Source organism: Halosegnis sp. (genome assembly GCF_042216475.1).
Lineage (GTDB): Archaea > Halobacteriota > Halobacteria > Halobacteriales > Haloarculaceae > Halosegnis.
Genome location: NZ_JBDGTV010000012.1, coordinates 79042 through 103238 on the forward strand (window position 1 = coordinate 79042; position 24197 = coordinate 103238).

At 66.8% G+C, this 24197-nt stretch carries 21 protein-coding genes; 9 read left to right on the forward strand and 12 right to left on the reverse strand.

Annotated features, from left to right (window positions below; all coding sequences use genetic code 11):
• The 5 genes from ABEJ63_RS08220 to ABEJ63_RS08240 all read right to left on the reverse strand — a co-directional run bounded on the left by ABEJ63_RS08220 (nucleotide 1) and on the right by ABEJ63_RS08240 (nucleotide 5688).
• Nucleotides 1-939, reverse strand: coding sequence for a carbohydrate ABC transporter permease (locus ABEJ63_RS08220; protein WP_375795878.1), 939 nt, complete (start codon nucleotides 937-939; stop codon nucleotides 1-3).
• Entirely contained in the window at nucleotides 936-1949 is a 1014-nt protein-coding gene (locus ABEJ63_RS08225; RefSeq protein WP_375795879.1) for a carbohydrate ABC transporter permease, read from the reverse strand. Before ABEJ63_RS08225 ends, ABEJ63_RS08220 begins: the two co-directional genes overlap by 4 nt.
• 28 nt (nucleotides 1950-1977) lie before the next feature.
• A complete protein-coding gene (locus ABEJ63_RS08230) occupies nucleotides 1978-3492 on the reverse strand; it encodes an extracellular solute-binding protein (protein ID WP_375795880.1) in 1515 nt (504 codons plus the stop codon).
• 75 nt (nucleotides 3493-3567) lie between these two features.
• The gene (locus tag ABEJ63_RS08235) at nucleotides 3568-4671 is read right to left on the reverse strand and encodes a TrmB family transcriptional regulator (protein ID WP_375795881.1); all 1104 of its coding nucleotides are present in this window, start codon (nucleotides 4669-4671) and stop codon (nucleotides 3568-3570) included.
• Between the two features lie 42 nt (nucleotides 4672-4713).
• Nucleotides 4714-5688, reverse strand: coding sequence for an aldo/keto reductase (locus ABEJ63_RS08240; RefSeq protein WP_375795945.1), 975 nt, complete (start codon nucleotides 5686-5688; stop codon nucleotides 4714-4716).
• A gap of 93 nt (nucleotides 5689-5781) precedes the next feature.
• Between ABEJ63_RS08240 and ABEJ63_RS08245 the strand changes: the two genes are divergently transcribed.
• The 3 genes from ABEJ63_RS08245 to ABEJ63_RS08255 all read left to right on the forward strand — a co-directional run bounded on the left by ABEJ63_RS08245 (nucleotide 5782) and on the right by ABEJ63_RS08255 (nucleotide 9101).
• On the forward strand, nucleotides 5782-6588 hold the full coding sequence (locus ABEJ63_RS08245; RefSeq protein ID WP_375795882.1) for a hypothetical protein: 807 nt from the start codon (nucleotides 5782-5784) through the stop codon (nucleotides 6586-6588).
• Between the two features lie 60 nt (nucleotides 6589-6648).
• Nucleotides 6649-7617: an ROK family protein gene (locus ABEJ63_RS08250; protein WP_375795883.1), complete on the forward strand. Its 969-nt coding sequence runs from the start codon at nucleotides 6649-6651 to the stop codon at nucleotides 7615-7617.
• A 134-nt stretch (nucleotides 7618-7751) separates the two neighbouring features.
• The gene (locus ABEJ63_RS08255) at nucleotides 7752-9101 is read left to right on the forward strand and encodes a glycoside hydrolase family 68 protein (protein ID WP_375795884.1); all 1350 of its coding nucleotides are present in this window, start codon (nucleotides 7752-7754) and stop codon (nucleotides 9099-9101) included.
• Here the strand turns inward: ABEJ63_RS08255 and ABEJ63_RS08260 are convergent.
• A complete protein-coding gene (locus ABEJ63_RS08260; RefSeq protein ID WP_375795885.1) occupies nucleotides 9098-11242 on the reverse strand; it encodes a glycoside hydrolase family 32 protein in 2145 nt (714 codons plus the stop codon). The genes ABEJ63_RS08255 and ABEJ63_RS08260 overlap by 4 nt on opposite strands.
• Before the next feature lie 67 nt (nucleotides 11243-11309).
• Complete coding sequence (locus tag ABEJ63_RS08265; protein WP_375795886.1) at nucleotides 11310-11759, reverse strand: universal stress protein; 450 nt, start codon at nucleotides 11757-11759, stop codon at nucleotides 11310-11312.
• Between the two features lie 108 nt (nucleotides 11760-11867).
• Here ABEJ63_RS08265 and ABEJ63_RS08270 point away from each other — a divergent pair, with 108 nt between their 5' ends.
• Nucleotides 11868-13046 carry an FAD-dependent oxidoreductase gene (locus ABEJ63_RS08270; protein WP_375795887.1) on the forward strand — a complete coding sequence of 393 codons (1179 nt, stop codon included), beginning with the start codon at nucleotides 11868-11870 and terminating at the stop codon, nucleotides 13044-13046.
• Here the strand turns inward: ABEJ63_RS08270 and ABEJ63_RS08275 are convergent.
• Nucleotides 13030-13476 carry a universal stress protein gene (locus ABEJ63_RS08275; protein WP_375795888.1) on the reverse strand — a complete coding sequence of 149 codons (447 nt, stop codon included), beginning with the start codon at nucleotides 13474-13476 and terminating at the stop codon, nucleotides 13030-13032. The genes ABEJ63_RS08270 and ABEJ63_RS08275 overlap by 17 nt on opposite strands.
• 89 nt (nucleotides 13477-13565) lie before the next feature.
• Between ABEJ63_RS08275 and ABEJ63_RS08280 the strand changes: the two genes are divergently transcribed.
• Nucleotides 13566-14975, forward strand: a complete 1410-nt coding sequence (locus ABEJ63_RS08280; protein ID WP_375795889.1) for a class II fumarate hydratase — start codon at nucleotides 13566-13568, stop codon at nucleotides 14973-14975.
• A 23-nt stretch (nucleotides 14976-14998) separates the two neighbouring features.
• On the opposite strand, the gene ABEJ63_RS08285 is transcribed toward ABEJ63_RS08280, so the two are convergent.
• Nucleotides 14999-15751: a hypothetical protein gene (locus ABEJ63_RS08285; RefSeq protein ID WP_375795890.1), complete on the reverse strand. Its 753-nt coding sequence runs from the start codon at nucleotides 15749-15751 to the stop codon at nucleotides 14999-15001.
• Nucleotides 15752-15868: 117 nt separating this feature from the next.
• On the opposite strand from ABEJ63_RS08285, the gene gatE reads away from it, so the two are divergent.
• Nucleotides 15869-17725: a Glu-tRNA(Gln) amidotransferase subunit GatE gene (gene gatE, locus ABEJ63_RS08290; RefSeq protein ID WP_375795891.1), complete on the forward strand. Its 1857-nt coding sequence runs from the start codon at nucleotides 15869-15871 to the stop codon at nucleotides 17723-17725.
• Nucleotides 17726-17797: 72 nt separating this feature from the next.
• Here gatE and ABEJ63_RS08295 read toward each other — a convergent pair whose 3' ends face one another.
• Both ABEJ63_RS08295 and ABEJ63_RS08300 read right to left on the reverse strand, forming a co-directional pair.
• Nucleotides 17798-18517: an RNA methyltransferase gene (locus ABEJ63_RS08295; protein WP_375795892.1), complete on the reverse strand. Its 720-nt coding sequence runs from the start codon at nucleotides 18515-18517 to the stop codon at nucleotides 17798-17800.
• Nucleotides 18514-19050, reverse strand: a complete 537-nt coding sequence (locus ABEJ63_RS08300; protein WP_375795893.1) for a hypothetical protein — start codon at nucleotides 19048-19050, stop codon at nucleotides 18514-18516. The genes ABEJ63_RS08295 and ABEJ63_RS08300 overlap by 4 nt, the downstream gene beginning before the upstream one ends.
• 215 nt (nucleotides 19051-19265) lie before the next feature.
• Between ABEJ63_RS08300 and folP the strand changes: the two genes are divergently transcribed.
• From folP to ABEJ63_RS08315, 3 genes are all read left to right on the forward strand, one after another.
• Nucleotides 19266-20390, forward strand: a complete 1125-nt coding sequence (folP, locus tag ABEJ63_RS08305) for a dihydropteroate synthase (RefSeq protein ID WP_375795894.1) — start codon at nucleotides 19266-19268, stop codon at nucleotides 20388-20390.
• A 130-nt stretch (nucleotides 20391-20520) separates the two neighbouring features.
• Complete coding sequence (locus ABEJ63_RS08310; RefSeq protein ID WP_375795895.1) at nucleotides 20521-21207, forward strand: 6-hydroxymethylpterin diphosphokinase MptE-like protein; 687 nt, start codon at nucleotides 20521-20523, stop codon at nucleotides 21205-21207.
• Between the two features lie 65 nt (nucleotides 21208-21272).
• Complete coding sequence (locus ABEJ63_RS08315) at nucleotides 21273-22526, forward strand: MFS transporter (RefSeq protein WP_375795896.1); 1254 nt, start codon at nucleotides 21273-21275, stop codon at nucleotides 22524-22526.
• On the opposite strand, the gene ABEJ63_RS08320 is transcribed toward ABEJ63_RS08315, so the two are convergent.
• The gene (locus ABEJ63_RS08320) at nucleotides 22527-24077 is read right to left on the reverse strand and encodes a long-chain fatty acid--CoA ligase (protein WP_375795897.1); all 1551 of its coding nucleotides are present in this window, start codon (nucleotides 24075-24077) and stop codon (nucleotides 22527-22529) included. It lies immediately after the preceding gene.
• Between the last annotated feature and the right edge of the window lie 120 nt (nucleotides 24078-24197).

Genomic DNA, 24197 nt, shown 5'->3' on the forward strand with positions numbered 1-24197 from the left:
TCACTCCTTGAGTGCGCCGGATGTTAGCCCGCTCACGATCTTCTCCTGTGCGACGACCACGAGGATGGCCACGGGAAGCACCGCGATGATGCTGCCGGCGGCCATCACGCTGAACGTGGTCTCGAACTGACCGGCCCGCTGGAGCTGGATGAGCCCGCCGACAATCGGGGCCCAGTCTGTCGCGCCACCGTCCGTCATCAGGAACGAGAAAAAGAACTCGTTGTAGACGGCGATGAACGTCAGCACACCGGCCGTGGCGACACCTGGCGCCGACAGCGGGATGATGACGCGGAACAGCGCGCCGAGCCGCGTGGTCCCCTCGACGCGGGCGGCCTCCTCCAGACCGTCCGGAATCTGGCCGTAGAACGTCGTGAGGATGAATATCGACAGCGGCATGAACAGCGAGCTGAACGGCAACACCAGCGCGCCCGGTGTGTTGTACAGCTCCAACCACGGGAAGATGTTGCCCGTGAACAGCCGGTACAGCGGCAGGAAGAACGCCGCCGGTGGGAAGTAGCTGATGGCGAGGATGAGCAGCATCAGCGGCCGCCGGCCGGGGAACTCGAGCCGACCGAACACGTAGCCAGCCAGACTCGCCAGCAACAGGACGAACACAGTCGTCACCGTGGCGAGGAAGAGGCTGTTGAACATGTACCGGAGGAAGTCGATCCGCTCGAACACGTCGCCGAAGGCGGCGAAGTTCACGCCGCTTGGCACGAGCGCGTAACTCCCGCCGGGGGTCACTGCGACCACCAGCAGCCAGTAGAACGGGAACAGTGTCGTCACCATGAAGAACAGCATAGCGACGTAGAACATCGCACGGTAGGCCCGTTCGGGGTCTTCGATGGCGCGGTTGACCCACTCCTGGACGGGCCCCCGCTTCAGATCTCGCTCCTCGAAGTCGGTCCCGACCGTCGGATCTTCTTGGCTCGTCGTCATGCGCCTTCCTCCCGGGCGTACCCGATGATGTAGATGGTCACCACGAGGCCGATGAACGCAGCCGTGAGGAACGCCACCGTCGCGGCGGTCCCGACCAGCCGGGTGCCGCCGAAGAACGACGTGACGACCAGACACGACAGCGACGGCAGCGTCGAACAGCCGACGCCCGATGCTTCGATAATCCCGTACACCCGCATCGCCTGGATAGTGCGGAACAGCATCGCCACCAGTACCGTCGGCAGGACGATGGGAAGGGTGATGAGCTTGAACCGCTGCCAGGTCGAGGCGCCAGCAACCCGCGCGACGTCATAGAGGTCGCGGTTGACACTCTGGAGCCCCGCGAGGATGAGCAGCGCCATGAATGCCGTCGTCTTCCAGATGTCGGCGACGATGGTGATGAGTGCGGCGTCGATAGTCGTCTGGAGGGGTGACCCGGAGATGAGTCCCAACTGCTGGAGCGACAGCGGCCCGTCGCCCACGAATGGACCAATACCCGGCGCGAAGAACAGATAGAAGATCATCCCCTGAATGACGATTGGCACTGCCCACGGAATGATGATGACGACCCGCGCCCACCGACGGCCGCGGAAGTCCTGGTCTAACACGAGCGCCTGCCCGAAGCCGATGAGCGTCTCGAAAAGGACACTCACGATGGTGAAGATGAGGGTCACCGTCAGCGCACTGGCGAAGAAGGCCTCGACCGAGAACGACGTCGGGATGAACGGCGCCGGCAGGAGGGCGTTCCGCTGGCCGGTGAGCACCGCGACATAGTTCTCGAGGCCGACGAACTCGCCGACGGTCGACGTCCCGGTGATGGCGTCTGCGAACAGCGACAGCCGGAACGTCGACAGCAGCGGCCAGAACGCGATGGCCCCCAGCAGCAGCATCGCCGGGGTGAGCAGGAAGTAGGCGAACTGCGTCTCGGAGAGGTTCTCCATCCACCGGATGAACGCGGCGTACGGGCCACTCGACGCCTCCGAGAGGACGTCCTCCCCCTGTTCAGTAGCCATGGTAAATGATGACAAAAACTGGAGTTACTTAGCCTTGCTTCTCCAGCGCGACCAGTGTCTCCTTCAGCGAGGAGAGTGCCTCTGTCGGCGTCTTCTCCTGACGCAGCGAGGCGTTGACCTCTTCGGAGACCTTGCTCGACTGTGAGGGCCAGACAGCCGTGACCGGGCGCGGCACCGAGTTCTCGCCGGCCACCTTCAGCGTGTCCACGTACCGGCCCAGCGGCTCCAGTTCCTGTGCCTGACTGGAGTTGACGAGGTCCGGAATCGGCGGAATCCAGCCGACCGTCTCGAAGATGTTGAGCCGCACCTGGTCGTTCTGGAGCGCCGAGAACACCTGCACGGCGGCCTGCTTCTGCTGGTCGGTCGAGTTGGGGTTGAGCGTGAGATGCCAGCCGCCCAGTGCTGACGTGGAGCCGCCGATTTCCGGCCCGTACGGCGACTCACTGGCCGGCGTGTGGTACGGAATCGGCATCGCGCCGAGGTCCGTCCCGAAGTTCTTCTCCTTGGCGTTGATATTGATAGAGTACGGCCAGTTACGCAACGCCACCGCGTTGCCGTTGGTGAACGGCTTGCGCGAGGGTTCTTCGGTGAACGAGACTACGTTCGCCGGCGAACACTGTGTGAAGTCACTCAGCGCCTCGGGGTCGTCTTGCCCGTAGATGAACGTCCGCATCATCCGGACGGCGTTGACGACCTGCTCCTCATCGACGGTGACCGGGCGGTCGCCAACTGGGCCAAACAGGTTGGAGAACTCGCCGAAGTAGGAGCCGCCCCACGACCCCATGAACTCGACGAAGTCACAGCAGGCGAGGCCGACGTAATTCTTCCCCTGCCAGTTGAACCCCATCTCCGTGCCGGTCTCGTCGCGCACCTGCGCGACCATCTCGGAGAACTGCTTCCACTGCATCGGCTCTGTCGCCCACGTCTCGAAGTCCGAGTCCGAGTAGCCCGCCTCCCGGAACAGGTCCTTCCGGTACTGGACGGTTGGGAACGCGGCGAACAGCGGGATACCGTAGAGACTTCCGTCCTGGCCTGATGCCGTGGCGACCATCGACTGGAAGTAGTCCTCGCGGACCGTGCTGGTGATCGAGTCCGGCAGGACGTTATCGAGGTTCGCCAGCTGGTTGCGCGCGATGAACGGAATCGTCCACCCGTTGTCCATCATCAGCAGGGTGGGCTCCTGTTGGCCTGCGTTCAACAACTGCTGGTACTTCGCCTGCCGGTCGCCACTCTCGAAGGAACCCGCGATGACCTCCAGCGAGATGTTGTCCGGGAGGCCACCGTCCTCGTGGAGCGTCTGCTCGATGGCGTCGGCGTTGTTCTTGAACAGGCTGTCGGCCCCGATTTTCACGGTGATGTCCTCCGACGGCGGCTCCGTACTGATCGGCGTGCCCGTTGCCGTGTCGGTTCCGCCGCCGCTGTTGTTCCCCCCGCCGCTGCAGCCGGCGAGACCGACCGCGATGCTCGACGCGCCTGCGGCGCGGACGAACGTCCGCCGCGAGACGCTGTTGTCGTCTTCGTCGTGCGTGGGTCCGTGTCCCATACCACCGGAGTATCGTGCCCGATTTTTCAAATAGGTGCCGGACTTACAACAGGTGTTGTAAACACTTTCAGTAACTCAGAGCCGGCTGAAGACGCCCGCGTCCGTCCCCGGCGGCGCCTCGACATCCTCGACGGTGATGCGAGCCGCCTCGACGTCCTCGACCATCGCCCCCCAGCCACCGACGGTGAGCGTCTTGCCGTCGTCCGTTACGACCACGACGGTGACTCGTGCGGAGAGCCGTAGCGCGGTGTCGGGCGCGTCGGGTGCGCCGGCAAACAGCGCCTCGTCGACGCGACCGGTCACGCTGACCGTCTCGCCTGTCTCGACATCGGTCCCTTCGACGTGGACCCGGACCGTCGCCTCTGCCGACAGCAGCGGCCGCAGGTCCCGCACGCACTGGCGGACATCGACATACTCGACGGGGAACGAGTCGGCATAGTCGCTGTATACCGTCTCCCACTGTTCCCACAGACAGGTGAGAAAGTACCAGTGGAACACGTACGTGTGGGTGCTATCGTTCACGAGGACACCGTACTGCTCGGAGGAGTCGGGGTGGTGACAGAAGCAGGTCTTCTCGCGGTCGACAAGGACGACGAACGGCGCCGGGAGTCGCCGGTGACGGGCCTCGAGACACGCGCCGGCCAGCAGCGACTCCTCCGGCGGGTCGCCATCAGGCGAGGTGTGGACCGACAGCCGGACGGAAACTCCCCGCTCACGGGCGGCCACGAGCAGCGGGCGCAACCGTTCGAGGTCCTCGACGGTGACTGATGCCTGAATCTGGTATTCCGCCTGCTCGATGAACGCTTCTGCCTGCTCGAGTACCGTCCGGTAGCGCTTGACGATGCTCGTGCCGTTGTTCTCCAGTTCCGGCTGCTCCCAGCGGCGCTCCACCTCGGCGGCGGCCGCCTCGAACCGGTCGGCCCGGTCCCGAAGATCATCGAGCACTGCTCCTGGGCTATGAGCGCGTACCTTGAGGGTGTCCGTCTCGTAGGTCTCCACGTACCCGTGCGACTCCAGCGACTCCAGAACATCGTAGATACGAGGAGCAGGGACATCGCTGGCGTCTGCAACCTGCGTGGCGGAGGCGGCCCCGAGTTCCAACAGGGTGACGTACGCCTCCGACTGGTAGGGAGACAGCCCCGCTGTCTCGAGCGTCTCCACCAGTTCGTCGCTGTCCATACAGACGCGTCGGTGTCGAGCGTCTAAACCTCGCGGGTTGGCTCAGTCCTTCCCTGGTGCTGGCCATCGCGGCGTTATCGGAGCCTCGATACGCGCCAGGTCCGCATCCGTGAGCGATACGTCCAGCGCGGCGATGTTCTCCGTCAGGTGCTCGTGTGTGCGCGGCCCGATGATGGGGGCGTCAACTACCTCTTTGTGGAGGAGCCACGCAAGCGACACCTGTGCGGGGGTCGCGTCCCGCTCGGCGGCGATATCGCGAATCGCCGCCAACACAGCCCAGTTCTCCTCGGTGAACCGGGCAGCGGTGTACTCGTCGTCGGCTGCCCGGCCTGATGCCGGGTCTTCCCCCTGTTCGTACTTGCCGGCGAGGAACCCCCCCGCGAGCGGCGACCACGGCAGCACGGCGATGTCTTCGCTCGCGCACGCTGGCAGGACGTTGGCCTCTTCGTGGCGGTCTACGGCGTTATACTCAGGTTGCATCGAGACGAACCGCTCGTGATTCTCCGCGTCCGCCTGGTAGAGTGCCCGGGTGAACTTCCAGGCGGACATCGTGCTTGCCCCGACGTATCGGACAAGTCCCTCCTCGACGAGATAGTCGAGCGCGGCGAGTGTCTCCGAGAGCGGCACATCGTCGTCGAACCGGTGAATCTGGTAGAGGTCGATATAGTCGGTGCCAAGTCGATCGAGCGAGGCGTGACACTGATCGATGATGTGCTTGCGTGACAACCCCGACTGGTTGGGGCCCTCCCCCATCGGATGATACATCTTCGTCGCGATGACCAGTTCCGAACGGTCCCGCTCGGCTACCGCGTCGCCGACGATACGCTCGCTTTCGCCGCGCGAGTATACGTTCGCCGTGTCGAGAAAGTTGATCCCGGCATCCATCGCCGCCGCGAGCAACTCCCGACTCTCCGCCTCGTCGCCTACCATCCACGGCTCGCCCGTCCCGAAGTTCATGCAGCCGAGACAGAGCCGCGACACCTCCAGTCCCGTCGCCCCCAACTGTGTGTACTCCATGTCGGTGTCTGTCGCCATATCTTGCCGGTTCGGCGCCCGCATCAAAGTGGTACCGACGGAACGCTGATACCGGCCCCGCCGGTACGAGGCCGCGTGAACCTACTCGAACGCCTCCGCGTGCCCGAACATACGGGCGAGCGCCGCTGTCTGCCGTGCACGGGGGTCAACCTCGGGCTGGTCGGGCTCGCTGCGCTCCTCGTGGGCCGGCGCCGACAGGCGCTTGGGCTGGCCGTCGTCGCGGTCGGCAGCCTGCTCGTTGCGCTCCGGGGCTACGTCGTCCCGTACACCCCGCGGTTCGCACCCCGACTCGTGGCGGCCGCCCCCGTCCCCAACGACTGGTTCGGCCACGGGCCGCCAGCCGACGCCGAGCGCGGCAGCCTGGGTGAGGATGTCGACGGCGAGGCGTTGCTCGGTCGTCTCCTCGAGGCAGGCGTACTCGATGCCGACGGCGAGGCGGTCGATCTCGCCCCCGAATTTGCTGACCGCTGGCACGCCGAAATGGACACACTCGCCTCGCTATCGACGGAGACCCTCGCGGAGGCGACGCTGGCGGCCGGCCACGCCGCGGGTGTCTCCGTGGTTGAGGGCACCCATCGACCGTGGATCGTTCTCGACGACGGTGGCGATGGGGTCGACGGGGAGTCGTGGCTGTCTCGGCCGGTTGCGATTGCGGAGACGGCTGCGGTCCGCGCGCTGGAACCGGCCCTGTCCGACCCAGCGACACGCCGAGCCGCAGCCGGTCCGCTTCGCGTCTTCCTGACGACCTGCCCGGACTGTGACGCGGACCTGGTGGAGTCGACGACGATGGACTGTTGTGGTGGTGCGGACGATCCGCGCGCGGAACCGGACGACGTGCTGGCGTGTCCGGCCTGTGACGCGCGGGTCCACACGTTCGAATAAGCGCAACTCGTCGGCGAGTAAATCTCAGCCGTTAAGTAGTCCCCTCCCGGCTGTCGAGACATGTACGCGGGGGTGGACCTCGGGGCGACAAACGTCCGTGCGGTGGCAGCCGATGCGGACGGCACTGTCCTCGGTCGAGACCGACGGGCGACCCCGACAGGGCCAACCGGTATCGCGGTGACCGAGGCCGTACTGGACGCGCTCCGGGCTGCCTGCGACGAAGCGGGACTCCGACCGCAGGATATCCGCGCGGCGGGAATCGCCTCCTTCGGCCCGTTCGACCTTGCGGCTGGTGCCATCGAGCACCCGGCGAATCTCCCGGACCACATCGATACGGTCCCGCTCGTTGGGCCCGTCGAGAACCTGTTCGATACCGACCGGGTCTATCTCCACAACGATACGAACGCGGGCGTCATCGGCGAACGGTTCCACAGCGATCGCAATCCGGACGATATGGTGTATCTCACCGTCTCGTCGGGCATCGGCGCGGGCGTCTGTGTCGATGGGAGCGTGCTGTCGGGATGGGACGGCAACGCCGGCGAGGTGGGACACATGACGCTGGATCCGGACGGCGCGATGCGGTGTGGCTGTGGAAAAGACGGCCACTGGGAGGCGTACTGTTCGGGCAACAACATCCCTCGGTACGCTGAGTATCTGTCCACGGAGGCAAGCGTCGAGACAACTCTCCCCATCGATACCGCCGAGTTCACCGCCGCCGACGTGTTCGCTCACGCGTCCGACGACGAGTTCGCCCGACACGTCGTTGACCAGCTGGCTCACTGGAACGCGATGGGCGTGGCCAATCTCATCCATGCGTACGCACCGTTGGTCGTCTACGTGGGCGGGGCAGTCGCGCTCGAGAATCCCAACCAGCTGCTCGATCCGGTGCGCGAGCGGCTACCGGAGATGGTGATGACGAACGTTCCTGAACTCCAACTGACGACGCTCGGCGATGAGGTGGTGGTCCAGGGAGCGCTTGCGTCGGCGATGACCGGCGGGACGGGTGACCGGGCGCGGATGCGCCGGTGACACACAGCGAGCAGAGGTCCACCGCTTCAGGGGTGAGAGGTGGTCAACGCTGGTTGTAGTCCCCACTGTGACCGCTGGTTGCGGCTCGCAAGATGAACCTAAAGAGATTTAATTGGCATGCGAGTAACGCGACCATGACCGAGGGCCCCCCAGGAGAGTGTTCGTCTACCGCGTGGACGCGGGCCCAGGCCGCTGCCGTCCGGCGGACGGCCGACAATGTAACGCCGACAATTCAGCCGCCAGAGACCGACCCCGCTGACGGGGTCCACGTCTGGGACACGTGGCTGCTGCGCGACCGCCACGGCACCGTTGCGACCGTCGATGGCTGGCGGGTGCTGTTTTCGCTCACCGCCCCGGCCGAATCGATGCCGGGCAAGCGCCACGACATCGCCGAGATTCGCTACTTTTACTCGGCAGACGGCCGCGAGTGGCACGACGGCGGCACCGTCTTCGACGGCGACGCCTACGGGCAGCGCCAGTGGGCCGGCTGTGCGCTGTACGACGACGGCGACCTCTACGTCTACTACACGGCCGCCGGCGACGAGTCTGCCAGCGAACTGACGTACACCCAGCGTATCGCCGTCGGCCACGGCGGGACTGTCACAGCGACCACAGCCGGTGTCGATATCGACGGGCCGTGGGAGCAGGAGATCCTGCTGGAGCCTGACGGCGACTGGTACGAGACGGAGGCGCAGTCCCGTGGGATGATATACACGTTCCGGGACCCATGGTTCTTCGAGGACCCGGCGACAGGTCGGACTCACCTGCTCTTTGAGGCCAACACGCCTGTCCCACCTGGGAGTGCCGCCTGTGGCGGCGACGCCGCCCAGCAGGAGTTCAACGGCGCCGTCGGCGTCGCCGTCTCACCCTCGGGTGACCCGCTGGAGTGGGAACTGCGGCCGCCACTGCTGGACGCCGTCTGTGTCAACCAGGAGCTCGAGCGGCCGCACGTCATCTACCGCGACGACCGCTACTACCTGTTCGTCTCCAGCCATATGCACACGTTCGCGCCCGGGCTTACCGGGTACGACGGGCTGTACGGGTTCGTGGCGGACACGCTCGAGGGGCCCTACCGACCATTGAACGGCTCCGGGCTGGTCGTCACCAACCCCGCGAATGCGCCGTTCCAGGCGTACTCGTGGATGGCGTTCCCCCACGATGATGAGGTACTCGTCCAGAGCTTCTGTAACTACCGCGACTTCGCTGGCGACTCGCTCGACGAGGTGGCGGACCTATCGGTGAGCGAACAGCGCCGGCGGTTCGGCGGCACACTTGGCCCGACAGTCAGACTCGGCGTCGATGGCGACCAGACGACGATTCGAGGGACGCTCACCCACTGGCACATCCCGACGCCTGGCGAAGGACTGCCGACCGCCGAGGGTGTCTCGGTCCCCGAGGCGGCCGCGCTCGAGGGCCACGAGCCGTCGTCACCGCTCGGCTACATCACAGGCGGAGGATATGCGCAGAACGGGTCGTCCGACTAAGGCTCCGGCAGAGGAGCACACGCGAAAGAGGGTTCGTCGCCGTGGGCAACGCCCGTCTCCATCTCCCAGCAGGCGAGATCCGCGACGCTCGCGCGACCTCCTTCTGCGACGAGCGACACGCCGGTACTGTCCTCGCGGGTTGGATAGACACGGGCGGTGAGACAGCGCCGCTCGTTGGCAAACACCTCCACGACCGACTGGTCGATGAACACCCGCAGCGACAGCGGCTCGTCGTACGGTGGGACAGACATCCGCCGGGTGTCGGCGGTGGCGCGGTGGTCTTCGCTCGCATCCGTCCGGTCGAGCACCAGTTCGCCTGCCTTCGTGTACCGGAGTGTCGTCGTCTCGGTCCCGTCTGGCGAGGCAAGCACCGACAGTTCGACCGCCTCGGCGTCGGCGAGTGTCACCTCCATCTGGAGTTCGATCGCGGAGCCATCGGTCACTCGCTCGGGGGCGTCGGGCGCGAGGGTCACCGTTTCCGGCGCCGGAAGTGGCCGCTCGCGCAGCTGTGCCACCTCGGCGGCCGGTCGCTGGCGGAGCCGCCCCGCTGGGCCTGTCGAGAGAACCCGCGGAAGCGACAGCGCTCCCGACCAGCCGGCATCCCACTGGGCCGAGAGGTCACGTGCCTCGGGGAGCCACCCCCACATCAGCACGCGATCGCCGTCTCGCATCGACTGGGGCGCGTAGAAGTCGCCGTGGTCGAGCAGTCCCCGCCGCTGGACGTCGAACGACGTCCCGTCCTGCTCGCCCAGAAAGTAGGCCACGTTTTCGTAGTTGGAGACGTGCAACAGCTGCTTCTCGCCGAGGTCGAGCAGCTCCGGACACTCCCAGACTGTGCCTGGGCCGTCGTCACCCACCAGCAGCGGCCCCTGGTAGTGCCACTCTCGGAGGTCCGTCGATGTGTACAGGAGGGCTGCGCCGCCCCGGTCGGCGAGACCAGTGCCGATGATCTGATGCCACTCGCCGTTGGCCCGCCAGATGCTGTGGTCGCGGAACTCTGCCCGCCAGTGTTCTGTCTCGAGAATGTCGAGCTCCGCCGGCGGCGCCTCGATGACGGGATTGTTACCGTGTTTTTCCCACTGACAGAGGTTGTGGTCGTCGGTAGTTGCGAGACACGGCAACTGTGTCCGGCCGTCGCCGCCGGTGTAGAGAATGGTGGCGGTGCCGTCGTCGTCAACAGCACACCCCGACCAGCACCCGTCTCTGTCCGGCCCCTCGGGCGACGGCGCAAGCGCCACCGGCTCGTCCGTCCAGTGTATCAGATCGTCACTGACGGCATGGCCCCAGTGGATGGTGTTGTGGAACGGCCCCGCGGGGTTGTACTGGTAGAACACGTGGTAGCGGCCGTTCCATTTGATCAGGCCATTGGGGTCGTTGAGCCAGTTGGCCGGCGGCGTGAAGTGGTAGCCCGGCCGCGCGGGGTCGTCCACCGTCTCGCGCATCGCATGGAGGCCAGCAGCTGTCTTCGGCCGCGCGTGGTCCGTGTCGGTCGTCGTCGCCCGCAGAAGGCCGGCCGTCAGCGCGTCCCGTTGCGCCGCGAACTCTGCCGGTACAGGTTCGTCGAACGCCAGCGGCGCACCCACACCCAGGACTGTCCCGGGCGCTTCGTCCCACGCGACGACGGTCATCTCGTGTGGGATGTCCTGCTCGCCCCGGATCGTCGAGGCCAGCACCTCGCCACGAGCCGGCAGAACGGTCTCGTAGCGGGCGAACGGCACTGCGCCGCGGTCACAGACCGGGAACCGGCGGCCGTCCAGGGCGGCTACCGCGGGGTGGTCATCGTAGAGACGGCGCCACAGCGGGCCTGTCGGCTCCGTCACGGTGTCGACGCCCGTCGCGTCCGGCGGTACTGACTCGACGTTGAGCGCGTCGACGGCCGCCATTCCGCGGAGCGTCAACAGGAGTCCGCCCCCATCTGCGAGGAACGACTCGACGGCCGGCGCGTCTACGAGCGGGTTGTCCGCCTCGAGTGGGGCGTCTCGATGCCACCACAGAACGTCCCACCGATCAGGATTGAGGTCCTCGACAGCAACGGCGCCAGCGTCGAACGGTGCGTCCTCGAGCCACGCGAGGGCTGCGTGCTGCTCGGCTGTCAATCCCCCATCGTGGAGGAACCCCACGCGGCGCGGCGACCCGTCCATGGCAGCGACGACTCGCCTCCGAGTAAAAACCGTGACGGCATCGGCCACGCCCGCGGCCTACCGGCCGTTAGTCGTTCCGAACGAAGGTGACCGGACAGGGCGCGTCAAGCAGAATCTGCTGGGCCGTCGACCCGAAGACGGCCTTCCCGGTCGGCGAGCGGCGCCGCCCGCCTACCACGACGAGGTCGGCATCAATCTCCTCGGCGAGGGCAACGACCTGTTCGCTACGCTGCCCGACCGCCCCGTATGTGGTCGTGTCGACGTCCGCGGCCGCAAGCGTCCTTTTGATCTCGCGGACGTTCACCTGTCGCTCGGCGACGACAGTCGGTGTCACCTCGGAGTCCTTGTCGAAATCGAGCTGGTCGCGGAACCGGTCGTACTCCTCGTGAGAGAACACGTGCGCGAGATGGACCGCGGCGCCCGCGGGCCCGGCTACGTCGGCCGTAATCTGTTCGATAGCGTCGATGCGTCCTTCGTCGTCGCCGCCAACGGCGACGAGTACGTTCTCCAGGCTCATATGGAATGGAATAGCTCCAGTGACTTAACAGTTCAGATTTTGTTTCGATTGTGAGTAAATATTTACGCCAGACCAGGGCTGAAGTGGCCGCCGGCCTCAGCACTGCTGATGCCCGAGGTCATTGTGGTCGGCGGTGGTGCAACCGGCGCGGGAGTGGCCCGCGAACTCGCGACACACGGTGTCGAGGTGACGCTGCTCGAGCGGGGGTCGCTGGCAGCCGGTGCCAGCGGGGCGATGCACGGGGTCCTCCATTCCGGCGCGCGATACGCCGTCGCGGACCCGACGTCGGCCCGTGAGTGTATTGCTGAGAATCGCCGGCTTCGCAGACTGGCCCCCGACTGTGTCTCGGAGGTTGGTGGCCTGTTCGTCTCGCTGCCTGCCGACCCGGACGGCTACATTGACGAACTGGCCGCTGCCTGTCGGGACTGTGATATCCCCGTCGAGCGCCTCTCGGGTGAGACAGCGCGCGAGCGGGAGCCCCAACTCGCCGAGACGGTCGAGGCAGCCCTCGCGGTCCCGGACGGTACTGTCGACCCGGTGCGGCTGGTCGCGGCGAACGCGCTGGCAGCCGAACGCGCCGGCGCGAGCATCAACCAAGAGACGGCGGTGACCGACCTCCTCGTGGAGTCGGGCCGTGTCGTGGGCGTCGAGACGGCAGCCGGGAAACGCCGGGCGGACTGCGTGGTGAACGCTGCTGGCGCCTGGGCGGGGGACCTGGCGGCGATGGCCGATATCGACCTCCAGATGGCGCCCGCACGCGGCGTGATGACGGTGACCCGCGAGCAGTACGCCGACCGTGTCCTCAACCGGTGTCGACCGAAGACATCCGGCGACATCCTGGTTCCACACGGTGGCCACAGCATCCTCGGGACGACAGATGTCGCTGTCGAGGACCCCGACGACTACCCTCGCGAGGAGTGGGAGGTTGAGTTACTGTTCGAGGAGCTGTCGCCGGTGGTACCGGCGCTGTCGGAGGCGACGGTCAGCCACTCTTACTGGGGGGTGAGACCGCTGTACGAGCCAGCACCTGATGCCGAGGACCCGACAGCGCTTTCCCGGGGGTTCTCGCTGCTCGACCACGCCGAGGACGGCCGCCCCGGGCTGGTGAGTATCGTCGGTGGCAAACTCACCACCTACCGCGCGATGGCCGAGGCGACGGCTGATCTGGTCTGCGACCGGCTGGCCGTCTCGACGGACGGATCGACGGCGACGCCGCTTCCCGACGCCGCCGAGGCGACGGACCGGTTCGGGCTTGAGGATCTCCTCGCGGCTACGCGTCCCGCCTGACGAACGTGACCGGACAGGGCGCATCGAGCAGGATCTCCTGGGTCGTCGACCCGAAGACCGCCTTCCCGGTGGGCGAGCGGCGCCGTCCACCGACGACGACCATGTCGGCGTCGATGGTCTCCGCGATAGTGACGATGCCGGCTGCCCGGTCGCCGACCCGGCCTCGGTGGGCGACGGAGACGCCGGCTGACTCGAATCGGTCGCGAAGCCGCCGGACTGTGGGGTTCCGCTCCGCGATATCGTCGGGGGTCGTCTCGCCCGTGAGGTCGAGCCGGTCGAGCGCGTCTTCGTAGCCATCCTCGGTGAACACGTGCCCGAGGACGACCCGTGCGTCGGCGGGACCAGCGATATCCTCGGTGACAGCCGCCAGCCGGTCTGCCTGTGCGTCGTCGATGCCGCCGACGGCCAGCAGTACTGTGTCGAGTGCCATGTCTGAAGCGACCGCCCCGGGCGACGTAAATCTGCCCGCCTGCCGGCGGGAGTCGGAGGCTTTTATTCTCGACCGCGCGACCCCCGGATATGAGCGACGATGACTACCGCACGGAACGGGACAGCCTCGGTGAAATGCAGGTACCGGCCGACGCGTACTGGGGCGCGCAGACCCAGCGAGCGCTCGAGAACTTCCCTATCTCGGGGATCACCTTCTCGCGGCGATTCATTCGGGCACTGGGAATCGTGAAGAAGGCCGCCGCCCGGGCCAATCGCGACCTTGGCTTGCTCGAGGCGGAGACGGCCGACGCGATCGTCGAGGCAGCCGACGAGGTCATCGCCGGCGACCACGACGACCAGTTCCCCGTCGACGTGTTCCAGACCGGATCGGGCACCTCGTCAAACATGAACGCCAACGAGGTGATTGCCAACCGCGCGGCCGAACTGCTTGGTGCATCTATCGGTGATCGGACGGTCCACCCCAATGATCACGTCAATTACGGGCAGTCGAGTAACGACGTGATTCCGACCGCGATGCACGTCGCCGCCCTGGAAGCCGCCGTCAAGGACGTCCTCCCGGCGCTGGAGACGCTTGCGGACGCACTCGCGGAGAAGGAAGCCGAGTTCGACGACGCCGTCAAGACGGGCCGGACGCATCTGCAGGACGCCACGCCCGTTCGGCTGGGCCAGGAGTTCGGGGGCTACCGCACGCAGGTGCAGAAGGGAATCGCCCGCGTCGAGTCCTCTCGCGAACACCTCGCGGAGCTCGCCCTCGGTGGTACCGCCGTCGGGACAGGGCTCAACACTCATCCCGAGTTTCCCGAGCGGGCCGCCGAATACATTGCCGAAGAGACTGACCTCGCATTCCGCGAGGCCGACGACCACTTCGAGGCGCAGGCAGCCCACGACGCGATGAGCGAGGCTCACGGTGCGCTCCGGGTCGTCGCCGGGTCGCTCAACAAGATTGCGAACGACCTCCGGCTGCTCGCCTCTGGCCCGCGCAACGGGCTTGGCGAACTCGACCAGCCGGAGAACCAGCCCGGCTCCTCCATCATGCCCGGCAAAATCAACCCTGTCGTCGCCGAGGCTGTCAACCAGGTCCACAAGCAGGTTGTCGGCAACGACGCAGCTGTCGCCGCCGGCGCCGCGGAGGGCCAGATCGACCTCAACCTCTACAAGCCAGTCGTTGCTCACAACTACCTCGAGTCCGCGCACATGCTCGCGAACGCCGCCGAGACGTTCGCGGAGAAGTTCGTCGCCCGCCTCGAAGCCGACCGCGACCACATGGAACAACAGGTAGAGCAGTCGATGGCGCTGGCGACCGCACTCAACCCCACCATCGGCTACGACAAGGCCTCCAAGGTGGCGAAGAAGGCGCTCGCAGAAGGAAAGACCGTCAAAGAGGTGGTCGTCGCCGAGGGGTACCTCTCAAAGGAGGAGGCCGAGGCAGTGCTTGACCCCGAGCGGATGACCCACCGCGGTATCCTCGGCGACGAGTAGCCACCAGGCCGCGGCTCGGGTGGTCAGCCGGCTGGCGTCGTCGTCCGGTTCCTGGCCCATGCCGGCGGCTCGAACTGGCCCCGACGGTCGAGGGTGAATCGCACCCGTCGCCGCGTCTCGCCAGCCGCGAACGTCGCCGTTAGCCGCACCACGGTCCCGTCACGCGCGACGAGCGCGCGGACCGTGTATTCTCGCCAGTCCGAGCGGTCGATGCCCCGGCCTGTTAGTCGGGCGGAGCCGTTCGCAAGCAGGCCGACACGGACCGACTCGACCGCGAGATACCGCGCGACGACGGCCGCGACGAGCCGCGAACCGACTCCGGCATCAGCCGCGCGCTGCGGTCGTCCGGTCGTGTTCGCGCCGTCGTACCGCAACAGCCGGTCGCCCGTCGCGAACGTCGCCGTCTCGACCCGCTCGACGGCGAAGCCGGTGCCTCGGCTCGTCACGGTCGCGTTCGTCAGGACGTACCGGTCCGGGCGTGCGACCTGAAGTCGGACGCGCGGGCCGACGAAGGTGGTCGTCAGCGACTGGTCGGGGACTCCCCGGAGCCGGTCGAATACGAGCGTATACTCCGTTCCGGCGATGGTGTCAGCGGTGGCGGCCGCCAGCCGCGTGGCGTTCACCTGCTCCGGCGTCACACCGGGCGGATACGCCGCCCCGCTCGTGGGGACTGGTGCCGGCGTGGCGGTCGGCGTGCTATCGGTGGCGACGTCGCTCGCGGCCGGGCCACCACACCCGGCCAACAGGACCAGCAGGGCCACCAGCAGCCGGCGCACGGCAACGGGTCGGCGCGACGGCGCAAAGCCGCGCTACTCTCGGCTATGATTGCCGGCTCTGTCCGACGGCAGCGCCGAGAGGGTGGTTTTTTGCCCTCCAGCCGCCCACCCACGCACATGACGGAGTACGACTACGCGGACCTCGGGCTGGTCGCCGGGCTCGAGATTCACCAGCAGCTCGATACGGCGACGAAGCTCTTCTGTAACTGTCCGACGGTCCGCCGGGAGCCGGAGGCGGCGACCCGCTCGTTCACGCGATATCTTCACCCGACACGCTCCGAACTGGGCGAGATAGACGAGGCCGCCCTCGAGGAGTCACGGGTCGACCGCGAGTTCACCTATCTTGCGTACGACTCGACGTGTCTTGTCGAGGAGGACGACGAGCCGCCACGCCGGCTCGACGAGGAAGCGCTCGAGACGACGCTCGAGATCGCCAAATTGCTCGGGATGACCGTCCTCGACGGCGTCCACGTGATGCGGAAGATCGTTGTTGACGGCTCGAACACGACGGGATTTCAGCGGTCGGCGCTGGTCGCCACCGAAGGCGAAATATCGACTTCCGAGGGGCCAGTGGGTATCGAGGATTTGATGCTTGAGGAGGAATCGGCCGCTCGGATTGAGGAGACGGCCGACGGCGTCACCTTCGGGCTCGATCGGCTCGGGATTCCCCTCGTGGAAATCGGGACGAAGCCGGACATCCGGACGCCAGAGCAGGCCCGCGAAGCCGCAGAGCGCATCGGGATGCTGCTGCGCTCGACGGGGAAGGTGAAACGCGGGCTCGGCACCATCCGGCAGGATGTGAACGTCTCGATTGCGGAGGGCGCCCGTGTCGAGCTGAAGGGGGTCCAGTCGCTCGATGATCTCGCCGATATCGTCCGCGGCGAGGTGGGCCGACAGGTGGAACTGCTGGCGATAGCAGACCAGCTGGACGAACGGGACGCGAGCGTGGGCGACCCGCAGGACGTGACGGACGTGTTCGCGGAGACGGACTCTGGCGTCATCGCGGGCGCCGAGACGGTGCAGGCGGTGCCGCTGTTCGGCTTCGATGGGCTGGTTGGCCACGAGATACAGCCGGACCGCCGGCTCGGAACCGAACTCTCGGATCACGCCAAGCGCCAGGGCGCGGGCGGCATCTTCCATACGGACGAACTCCCGGCCTACGGCGTCACCGAGACAGAGGTGCAAGCACTTCGCGAGGCCGTCGGCGCCGGCGCGGATGATGCCGTCGCGCTCGTCGCTGCCGACACAGACGTGGCCGAGCGAGCAATCGAGGCCGTCGCCGAGCGGGCTGAGGCCGCCAGAGAGGGTGTTCCCGAGGAGACGCGGGACGCGCGCCCGGACGGCACCTCAGCGTACCTGCGGCCGCTGCCGGGTGCCGCCCGGATGTACCCCGAGACGGACGTCCCACCGGTCCACCCGGATCCATCAGGGATCGAGCCACCGGAACTGCTCACCGAGCGGGTGGAGCGCTACCAGCAGGAGCACGGGCTCGACGCAGGCCTGGCCGAACAGGTCGCCTACGGCCAGCACATGTCTACCTACGAGACGGCCGTGGAGGCCGGTGTCGACCCGACGTTCGCGGCCAGCACGCTCGAGTCGACGCTCACAGAACTACGCCGGGATGACGTGGCGGTCGACCAGCTGACCGACGACCAGCTGCTCGCGGTGCTGGATCTTGTGGAGTCGGGCGAACTCGCCAAGGAGGGCGTCGAAGATGTGCTGGCGACGCTGGCGTCCGACCCCTCACTCACTGCCGCAGAGGCCGTCGAGGCGGCCGGACTGTCGGGTGTCGACGAGAGCGAGGTGCGCGAGGCCGTCCGCGAAGTGGTCGAGCGGAACGCAGACCAGGTCGCCGAGGAGGGAATGGCCGCCTTCTCCGGGCTGATGGGTGAGGCGATGGGCGCGTTACGCGGCAAAGCCGACGGCGAAGTCGTCTCGTCGGTGCTTCGCGAGGAGATTCAGGAACGGAGTTAGCTGAACGCAGGCGCTAAGCCCCCTTCCTCAAGGAACGAGCGGCTACGCCGCGAGTGAGCAGGCAGGGGTAGGTCACTCGTCAGGTGGGCTGGCGAACTCGCTCGCGCGCCGGAACACACCCCGAAGCGTCCGGGTCTCCCGGGGTGTTGGGTGAGCGCGGCCGATGAGTCGACGGAATAGCCGAGCTGTCTTCCCGCGTTTCTCCTCGGGATGGTTGACGGCGGTCAGCAGCGTCTCGAACTGTTCATGGAGCCCTTCGATCTCACGTTCGTCGGCCCGCTCGACGGTCTCTGGGTGCTGTGTCTCCGCGACCGTCAGCTCCCGGAGTTCGTACAGGAGAACGGTTGCCGCCTGTCCGAGATTCAGAACAGGATAGTCGGCGCTCGCGGGGATGGACACCACCTCGTCGAGCTGGGCAAGTTCGGCGTTCGTCAGCCCGACCCGCTCGCGCCCGAACACGAGACACGTATCTGTCTCGACGGCTGGCAGCGACGCGGCCAGCTCCTCGGGCGTCTTGAACGGGTAGCGGACGTGCTTGCGGGCGTCCTCGTTCGTCGTCGCTGTCGTGCCGACCGTGTGGAACTGCTCGACGAGTTCGGCCAGCGTCGTCTCCGTCGCATTCGGGAGTACGTCCTCGCGGGCGCTCCCGGCGAAGCCGTACGCCTCTCCCTCGGGGTCTAACTCCGGGGGGTCAACGAGATACAGCTCCGACAGCCCGAAGTTCTTCATCGCGCGGGCAATGGTGCCGATGTTGCCCGGTGTCTCTGCGCCGACGACGGCGACGGCGATCATGCGTCCTCGAGGTCGATGTCGCTCAAATCGACATCGAGTGCGTCGAGTTCCTCATCGTCCATCCGCTCGAGTTCTTCTTCCAGGGTGGGCATGTCGACATCCGGCTGTGGGTTCGGCACCTCATCGGGGTCGGTATCGACGTACTGCATCCCGCCGTAATCCTCCGGTGCGCGGTTGCCGTCGTCGAACCACTCGTAGAAGGCGTCCTCGAACTCACTTGGCCGGTCAGTCAGGTCGGCACCGCCTGCCTCCCGGAACCAGTAGAGGAAGTCTGGCTCGTGGTCTGCACAGACGACCACCTCATGGAGCGGTTCGCCGTAGACGACTCGCGCGACGTTGCATTGCTCGATGTTAGCGTCACCGTGGATGAGCCAGCAGGCATCACAGGGCTGGCCAGCGACGACAGTCAGCCGGACGATACGTTCGCGGGTGTCCGCGTCCATCTCGTCGATGGGGCGGAGGTCACCCTCGTCGGTGAACACATCCGACTCGTCGAACCGCCACCCCCGCAGCGCGATAGAGACCTTGCCCATGTAGCCGGTTCGATACGCCCGAGTAAAAGCGGCCCGAAGCCACCTGTCGCGTCGCACGGTGCTACGTGTGACCTGTCGCCTGCCTCCGCCACGGCTGAACTATGTAGTCCTGTAGGACACTCATCCGGCGCAGTCCCTCCTGTCTGTTCGTCGCGCTGGGGTCCGTCGCCTGCCGGAACTACCCCACTTTTCCCGGTCCCGCCCCTCCAGCCGGTATGCGAAATGTGGACGCTGCGGGCCTGGGAATCGGTGACAACTACCCGACCCGCATCATGGGCGTACTCAACGTCTCGAAGGAGTCGCCGTACGACCCCAGCGTATACGATGATCCCGGTGAGGCCGCCGCCTACGTTGACGAGGAACTCATCGGCGAAGGGGCCGACATCGTCGACATCGGGCTGGAGTCGGCGAACAAGAAATTCGAGGTGCTCGATGTCGAGGGGGAATTAGAGCGGCTCGACACTGCCGTCGAGACCATCGAGTCCGTCTCCGGTGACGCCGTCTTCTCTATCGAGACCCGCTACCACGAGGTGGCCGAGGCCGCCCTCGATGCGGGCTTCGATATGGTGAACGATATCTGTGGCTTCGCCGATCCGGAGATGCCACGCGTCTGCGAGGAGTACGACGTGGCCGTCGGCAAGATGGCCTCGCCGCCGGATCTCGAGCGGCCCGGCGCCATCGAAGACGTCGATGACATCTACGACGCCCTCGCGATGAACGGGCTGACGGACAAGACGATTATCGACCCGGCGTTCGGTGGGTGGTCGGAAGCCAAGACGGTCGAGGACGACCGCGAGACGTTCGACCGGCTGCGAGAGTTCCGCGCCTATGGCCAGCCGATGCTCGTATCTATCAACCGGAAGAACTTCCTCCGGTCACTGGCAGACCGCTCGACCGAAGAGGCGCTGCCGGTGTCGCTGGCCGCGACTGCGATGGCCATCGAACGAGGCGCCCATGTCGTCCGGACCCACGACGTGGCCGAGACGCTCGATGCCGCCAAGATCGCCGACCGATTCACCCCCGACCGCATCGCCGATCCGGAGGCTGGGCTCGAACAGCTGGATGTACACACTCCAGGCGAGGCTACCCGTCACCTCGACCGGGTCGACGCGACTGCCGACCCGGACGCCGCCGTCGCACGCGTGTTCGAACTGTCCGGGCTGGACCGCGCCGAGCGGGACGCGCTGGCAGACCTCGTTGCCGACTGGCCGGCCGCGACGGTGGCCGACGGCGAGGAGGGGACGCTCCTGTTCGGCACGCTCGCGGCGCTGCGCGGGCTCGCGGCCGCGGCCGACGACCCGCTCGCCGACCGGCTGGCGGCTCTCGCGGCCCCTGAATGACCGCCGTCAGACGTCGGGCCGCGGAGAGAAAGCTTATGCCAGGGGCGGCGCAATCGCCGCCCGGCAGCCCGTCGGTCACCCCGGGTAGGGGTACTCGGTGGCCGACGGGCCAGCGGTCCGTTCTTTGAGCATGCGCTACGAGACCTGGGAGCCGGTGTACCGGCAGATTCTCGCCGACTTCGGCTACGACCGGACTGGCGACGAGCGTGCCCGCGACGCGCTCGCGGCGCTCGTGGACCCGTTCGACCACCGCCGGCTGGCACACCTCGAAGGGGCGACAGTTGCCGTCTGTGGGGGCGCCGACACGCTCGCTGACGAGGTTGCCGCCGCGCGCCGGGCTGACGCTGTCGTCGCGGCCAGCGTCGCCGCCGACACGCTCCGCGAGGCCCGGGTCGATGTCGACTTGATGGTGACCGACCTCGACAAGAACCCCGACACAGCCCGGTTCCTGACGACCGAAGAGGTGCCCGTTGCGGTCCACGCCCACGGCGACAACGTCGATGCGGTGCGCCGTCGGGTTCCCGGCTTCGCGCAGGCGTTCGTGCTCCCGACGGTACAGTGTGCGCCCGCAGGCCCGACGGAGAATTTCGGCGGCTTCACCGACGGCGACCGTGCGGCGTTCATCGCAGACGCGTTCGGTGCCGCTGACCTCGTCTTCCCCGGGTGGGACTTCGATGACCCGAGCGTGTCCGCAGAGAAGCGGCGGAAACTCCGCTGGGCTGAACGACTACTCTACTGGCTCGAGCAGCGCCGCGGCGACAGTTTCGGTCTTCTCGACGGCCGCCGAGCGGCTCTCGACATGTCGGCGTTCCCTTAACACGTGTTACCGCGAGCGGGGAAATCCGTTAGTTTCGTTAACCGGCTCTACACATGAGGGGGTGGATGGACGAGGACACGGCGGGGCCGTCAGTAGAAGCCGTCGCGCTGGCGGTGACCGCGGGGCTGTTTCTCGGCGGCGTCGCCACCGGCGTTGCCTTCCCCACGCTCCCACTGCTGGACCAGTATCTCGGTATCTCTGCCGCGCTACTCGGACTGATCTTGTCAGCGAACCGTATCGCCCGGCTGGCGATGAACACCCCCGCCGGCGGACTCATCGACGCTGTTGGTCCCCGGCGACCGATGATCGTCGGCCTGTTCGTGCAGGGGCTGGCTCCGTTCGGCTACGTGGCCGGCCTCCAGACGCCCCGTGTCGAGCTCCTCGTCGCGCCGCTCGTGGGACAGGTCACTGCGCCGGCAGCCGTGTTCGTCATCTCCCGGCTCCTGTGGGGCGTGGGAAGTGCGTTCGTGTTCGTCGGTGCCTTCGCCATCATCACGGGCGTCACCACCGAGGCGAACCGCGGCCGATGGACTGGCTACATGCGCGCGGGCCAGTCAATGGGGTTCCCGACCGGGCTCGTCGTCGGGGGCGTCGTTGCCGACGTGTTCGACATCGCCACTGCCTTCCTCACCGCAGGGACGCTGGCACTGTGTGCGGGTGTGCTCGGCTGGTATGTTCTCCCGGAGGTCCGCGGCGATGCCTCCGAGTCGCGCACTCCTCGGCTCCGTGACTTACCGACGACGGTCCGTGCAGTGCCGGAGGTGTTTCCCATCGGGGTGGCGAACGCCGGTGTGCGCCTGCTGTTCGGCGGTGTCCTTCTGACCACCGCAGTGAAATACGCTGCGGCGCTGAATCTGCGGGTCGCGGGACTGGCCGCCGCGGGCGTCTCAGGACTCGTCATGGGCATCGGCGTGCTCGCCTCCGCCGGCGCAACCGTCATCTCTGGCCGCGTCTCCGATGCAACGGAGTCGCGCGCGCTGGTGACGCTGCCCGCCTTCGCACTGCTCGCGGCGGGCTTTGCCATGCTCGCGCTGTTCGGCTCCCTGGCGAGTCTCACAGCCGGGACCGTCCTCGTGGGCGCTGGGACGGGCGGCGTCGGGCCGGCGTTGCTCGCGACGCTCGGCGATATCTCGCCAGAAGGTGATGTCGGCAAACTGGGCGGCCTCTACAACGTGTTCGGCGATATCGGCCTGTCGGTCGGCCCGTTGGTGGCCCTGCCGGCCGTCGATCGGGTCGGCTTCGAGCCGACCTACCTCGCGAGCGGCGTCGTCGCCGTTGCCTGTCTCCTGCTGGTCAACGCGACGCTAGTCGCCGAGTAGCTACGCCTGCTCGCGCAGTTCGAACTTCTGGACCTTGCCAGTCGTCGTTCGGGGGAGTTCCTCGACGAACTCCACCTCACGGGGGTGTTTGTACTCGGCGAGATTGGTGAGACAGTACTGCTTGATGTCCTCGGGCGTCGCCTCGGCATCGGGCGTCGGCACGATGAACGCCTTCACCGTCTCGCCGCGCCGTTCGTCCGGGATGCCAACGACGGCGGCGTCGGCGACGTCCGGGTGCTCGAACAGCAGTTCCTCCACCTCCCGTGGGTAGACGTTGTACCCGCCGGTGACAATCATGTGTTTCTCGCGGTCGACGACGTAGAAGAAGCCGTCCTCGTCGTAGTAGCCCAGATCACCGGTGTGGAACCAGCGGGTGCCGTCTACCTCGGTGAACGCCTCCTCGTTGGCCTCGGGAAGTTGGTAGTAGCCCTTCATCACGTTCGGCCCCGTGACCACGAGCTCGCCGACCACCTCGTCGAGCTCCGTCTCGTCGTCGACCGGGCCCTTCTCGACGGGCGGCAGTTCGTTGAAGTCGTGGTCAACGACCATCGACTCCACGCCGGGGATGGTCTTGCCGATGGAGCCGGGGCGGTTGTCGTCCGGCCGATTGGCGTGGGTGACCGGGGCCGTCTCCGTGAGCCCGTATCCTTCGAAGAGATCGACATCGAACATCGACTGGAACGTCTCGAGCACCTCGATGGGGATGGAGGAGCCGCCGGAGTTGGCGAACCGAACCGACGAGAGGTCGTACTCCTCGGCGCCCGGCGTGTTGATGATGTCGTTGTACATCGCCGGCACCCCGTGCATCAGCGTGATGCCCTCGGACTCGATGAGCTCCATCGTCGCCTCGGCATCCCACTCGGCCATCGGCCAGTAGGAGCCGCCGTCGAACAGCGTCGCAATCATCGTGATGGTCATCCCGTAGATGTGGAACAGCGGGAGGACACCCAGCATCCGGTCGTCAGAGCGGATGCCGTCGTGGAGCTTCGCCGACGCCCGCGCGTCGAACGCGAGGTTGTGGTGGGTGAGGAGGACCCCTTTCGGCTGGCCGGTCGTCCCCGAGGTGTACGGCTGGACGGCGACATCGTCGTCCGCCCGGTCGACGACCGGGAGCGTCTCGTCGGCAAGGAACGACTCAAAGGGTTGGGCCCCCTCGGCGTCGCCGCCGACCGACACGACCGTATGGACGTCGGTGTCGTCCTGGACCTCGGTCACGAATGGGACGAGGTCCGCGAGTGCGACGACGGCCGTCGCGCCGGAGTCGGCAAGCAGGTGGCTGATCTCTCGTGACTTGTACTGGGGGTTCATCGGGACGACGATTCCGCCGGCCCGGAGCGTCCCGACGAACGCCGTCACGAACTGCGGCAGGTTCGGGAGGTACAGTGCCACCCGGTCGCCGGACTCGATGCCGGCGTCTGCCAGCGCCTGTGCGAACTGGCCGGTCTGGGCCCAGAACTCCTCATAGCTGATCTCGTCGCCGCGGAAGCCGAGAGCCGTCGCCGCCGGCTGGTCCGCGACTGTCGCTTCGATGTCCGTGACGAGGTTAGTCATACGTGACTGGCTCTCACTCGGCGGTAGGAAAAGCTTGCCATCCGACTGAACGATGGTAAGCCGGCGGTCGGTTCTGGCGACTGTCGTTAGCCGAGCCGGGGCGCGCGGTTACCGGTTGCG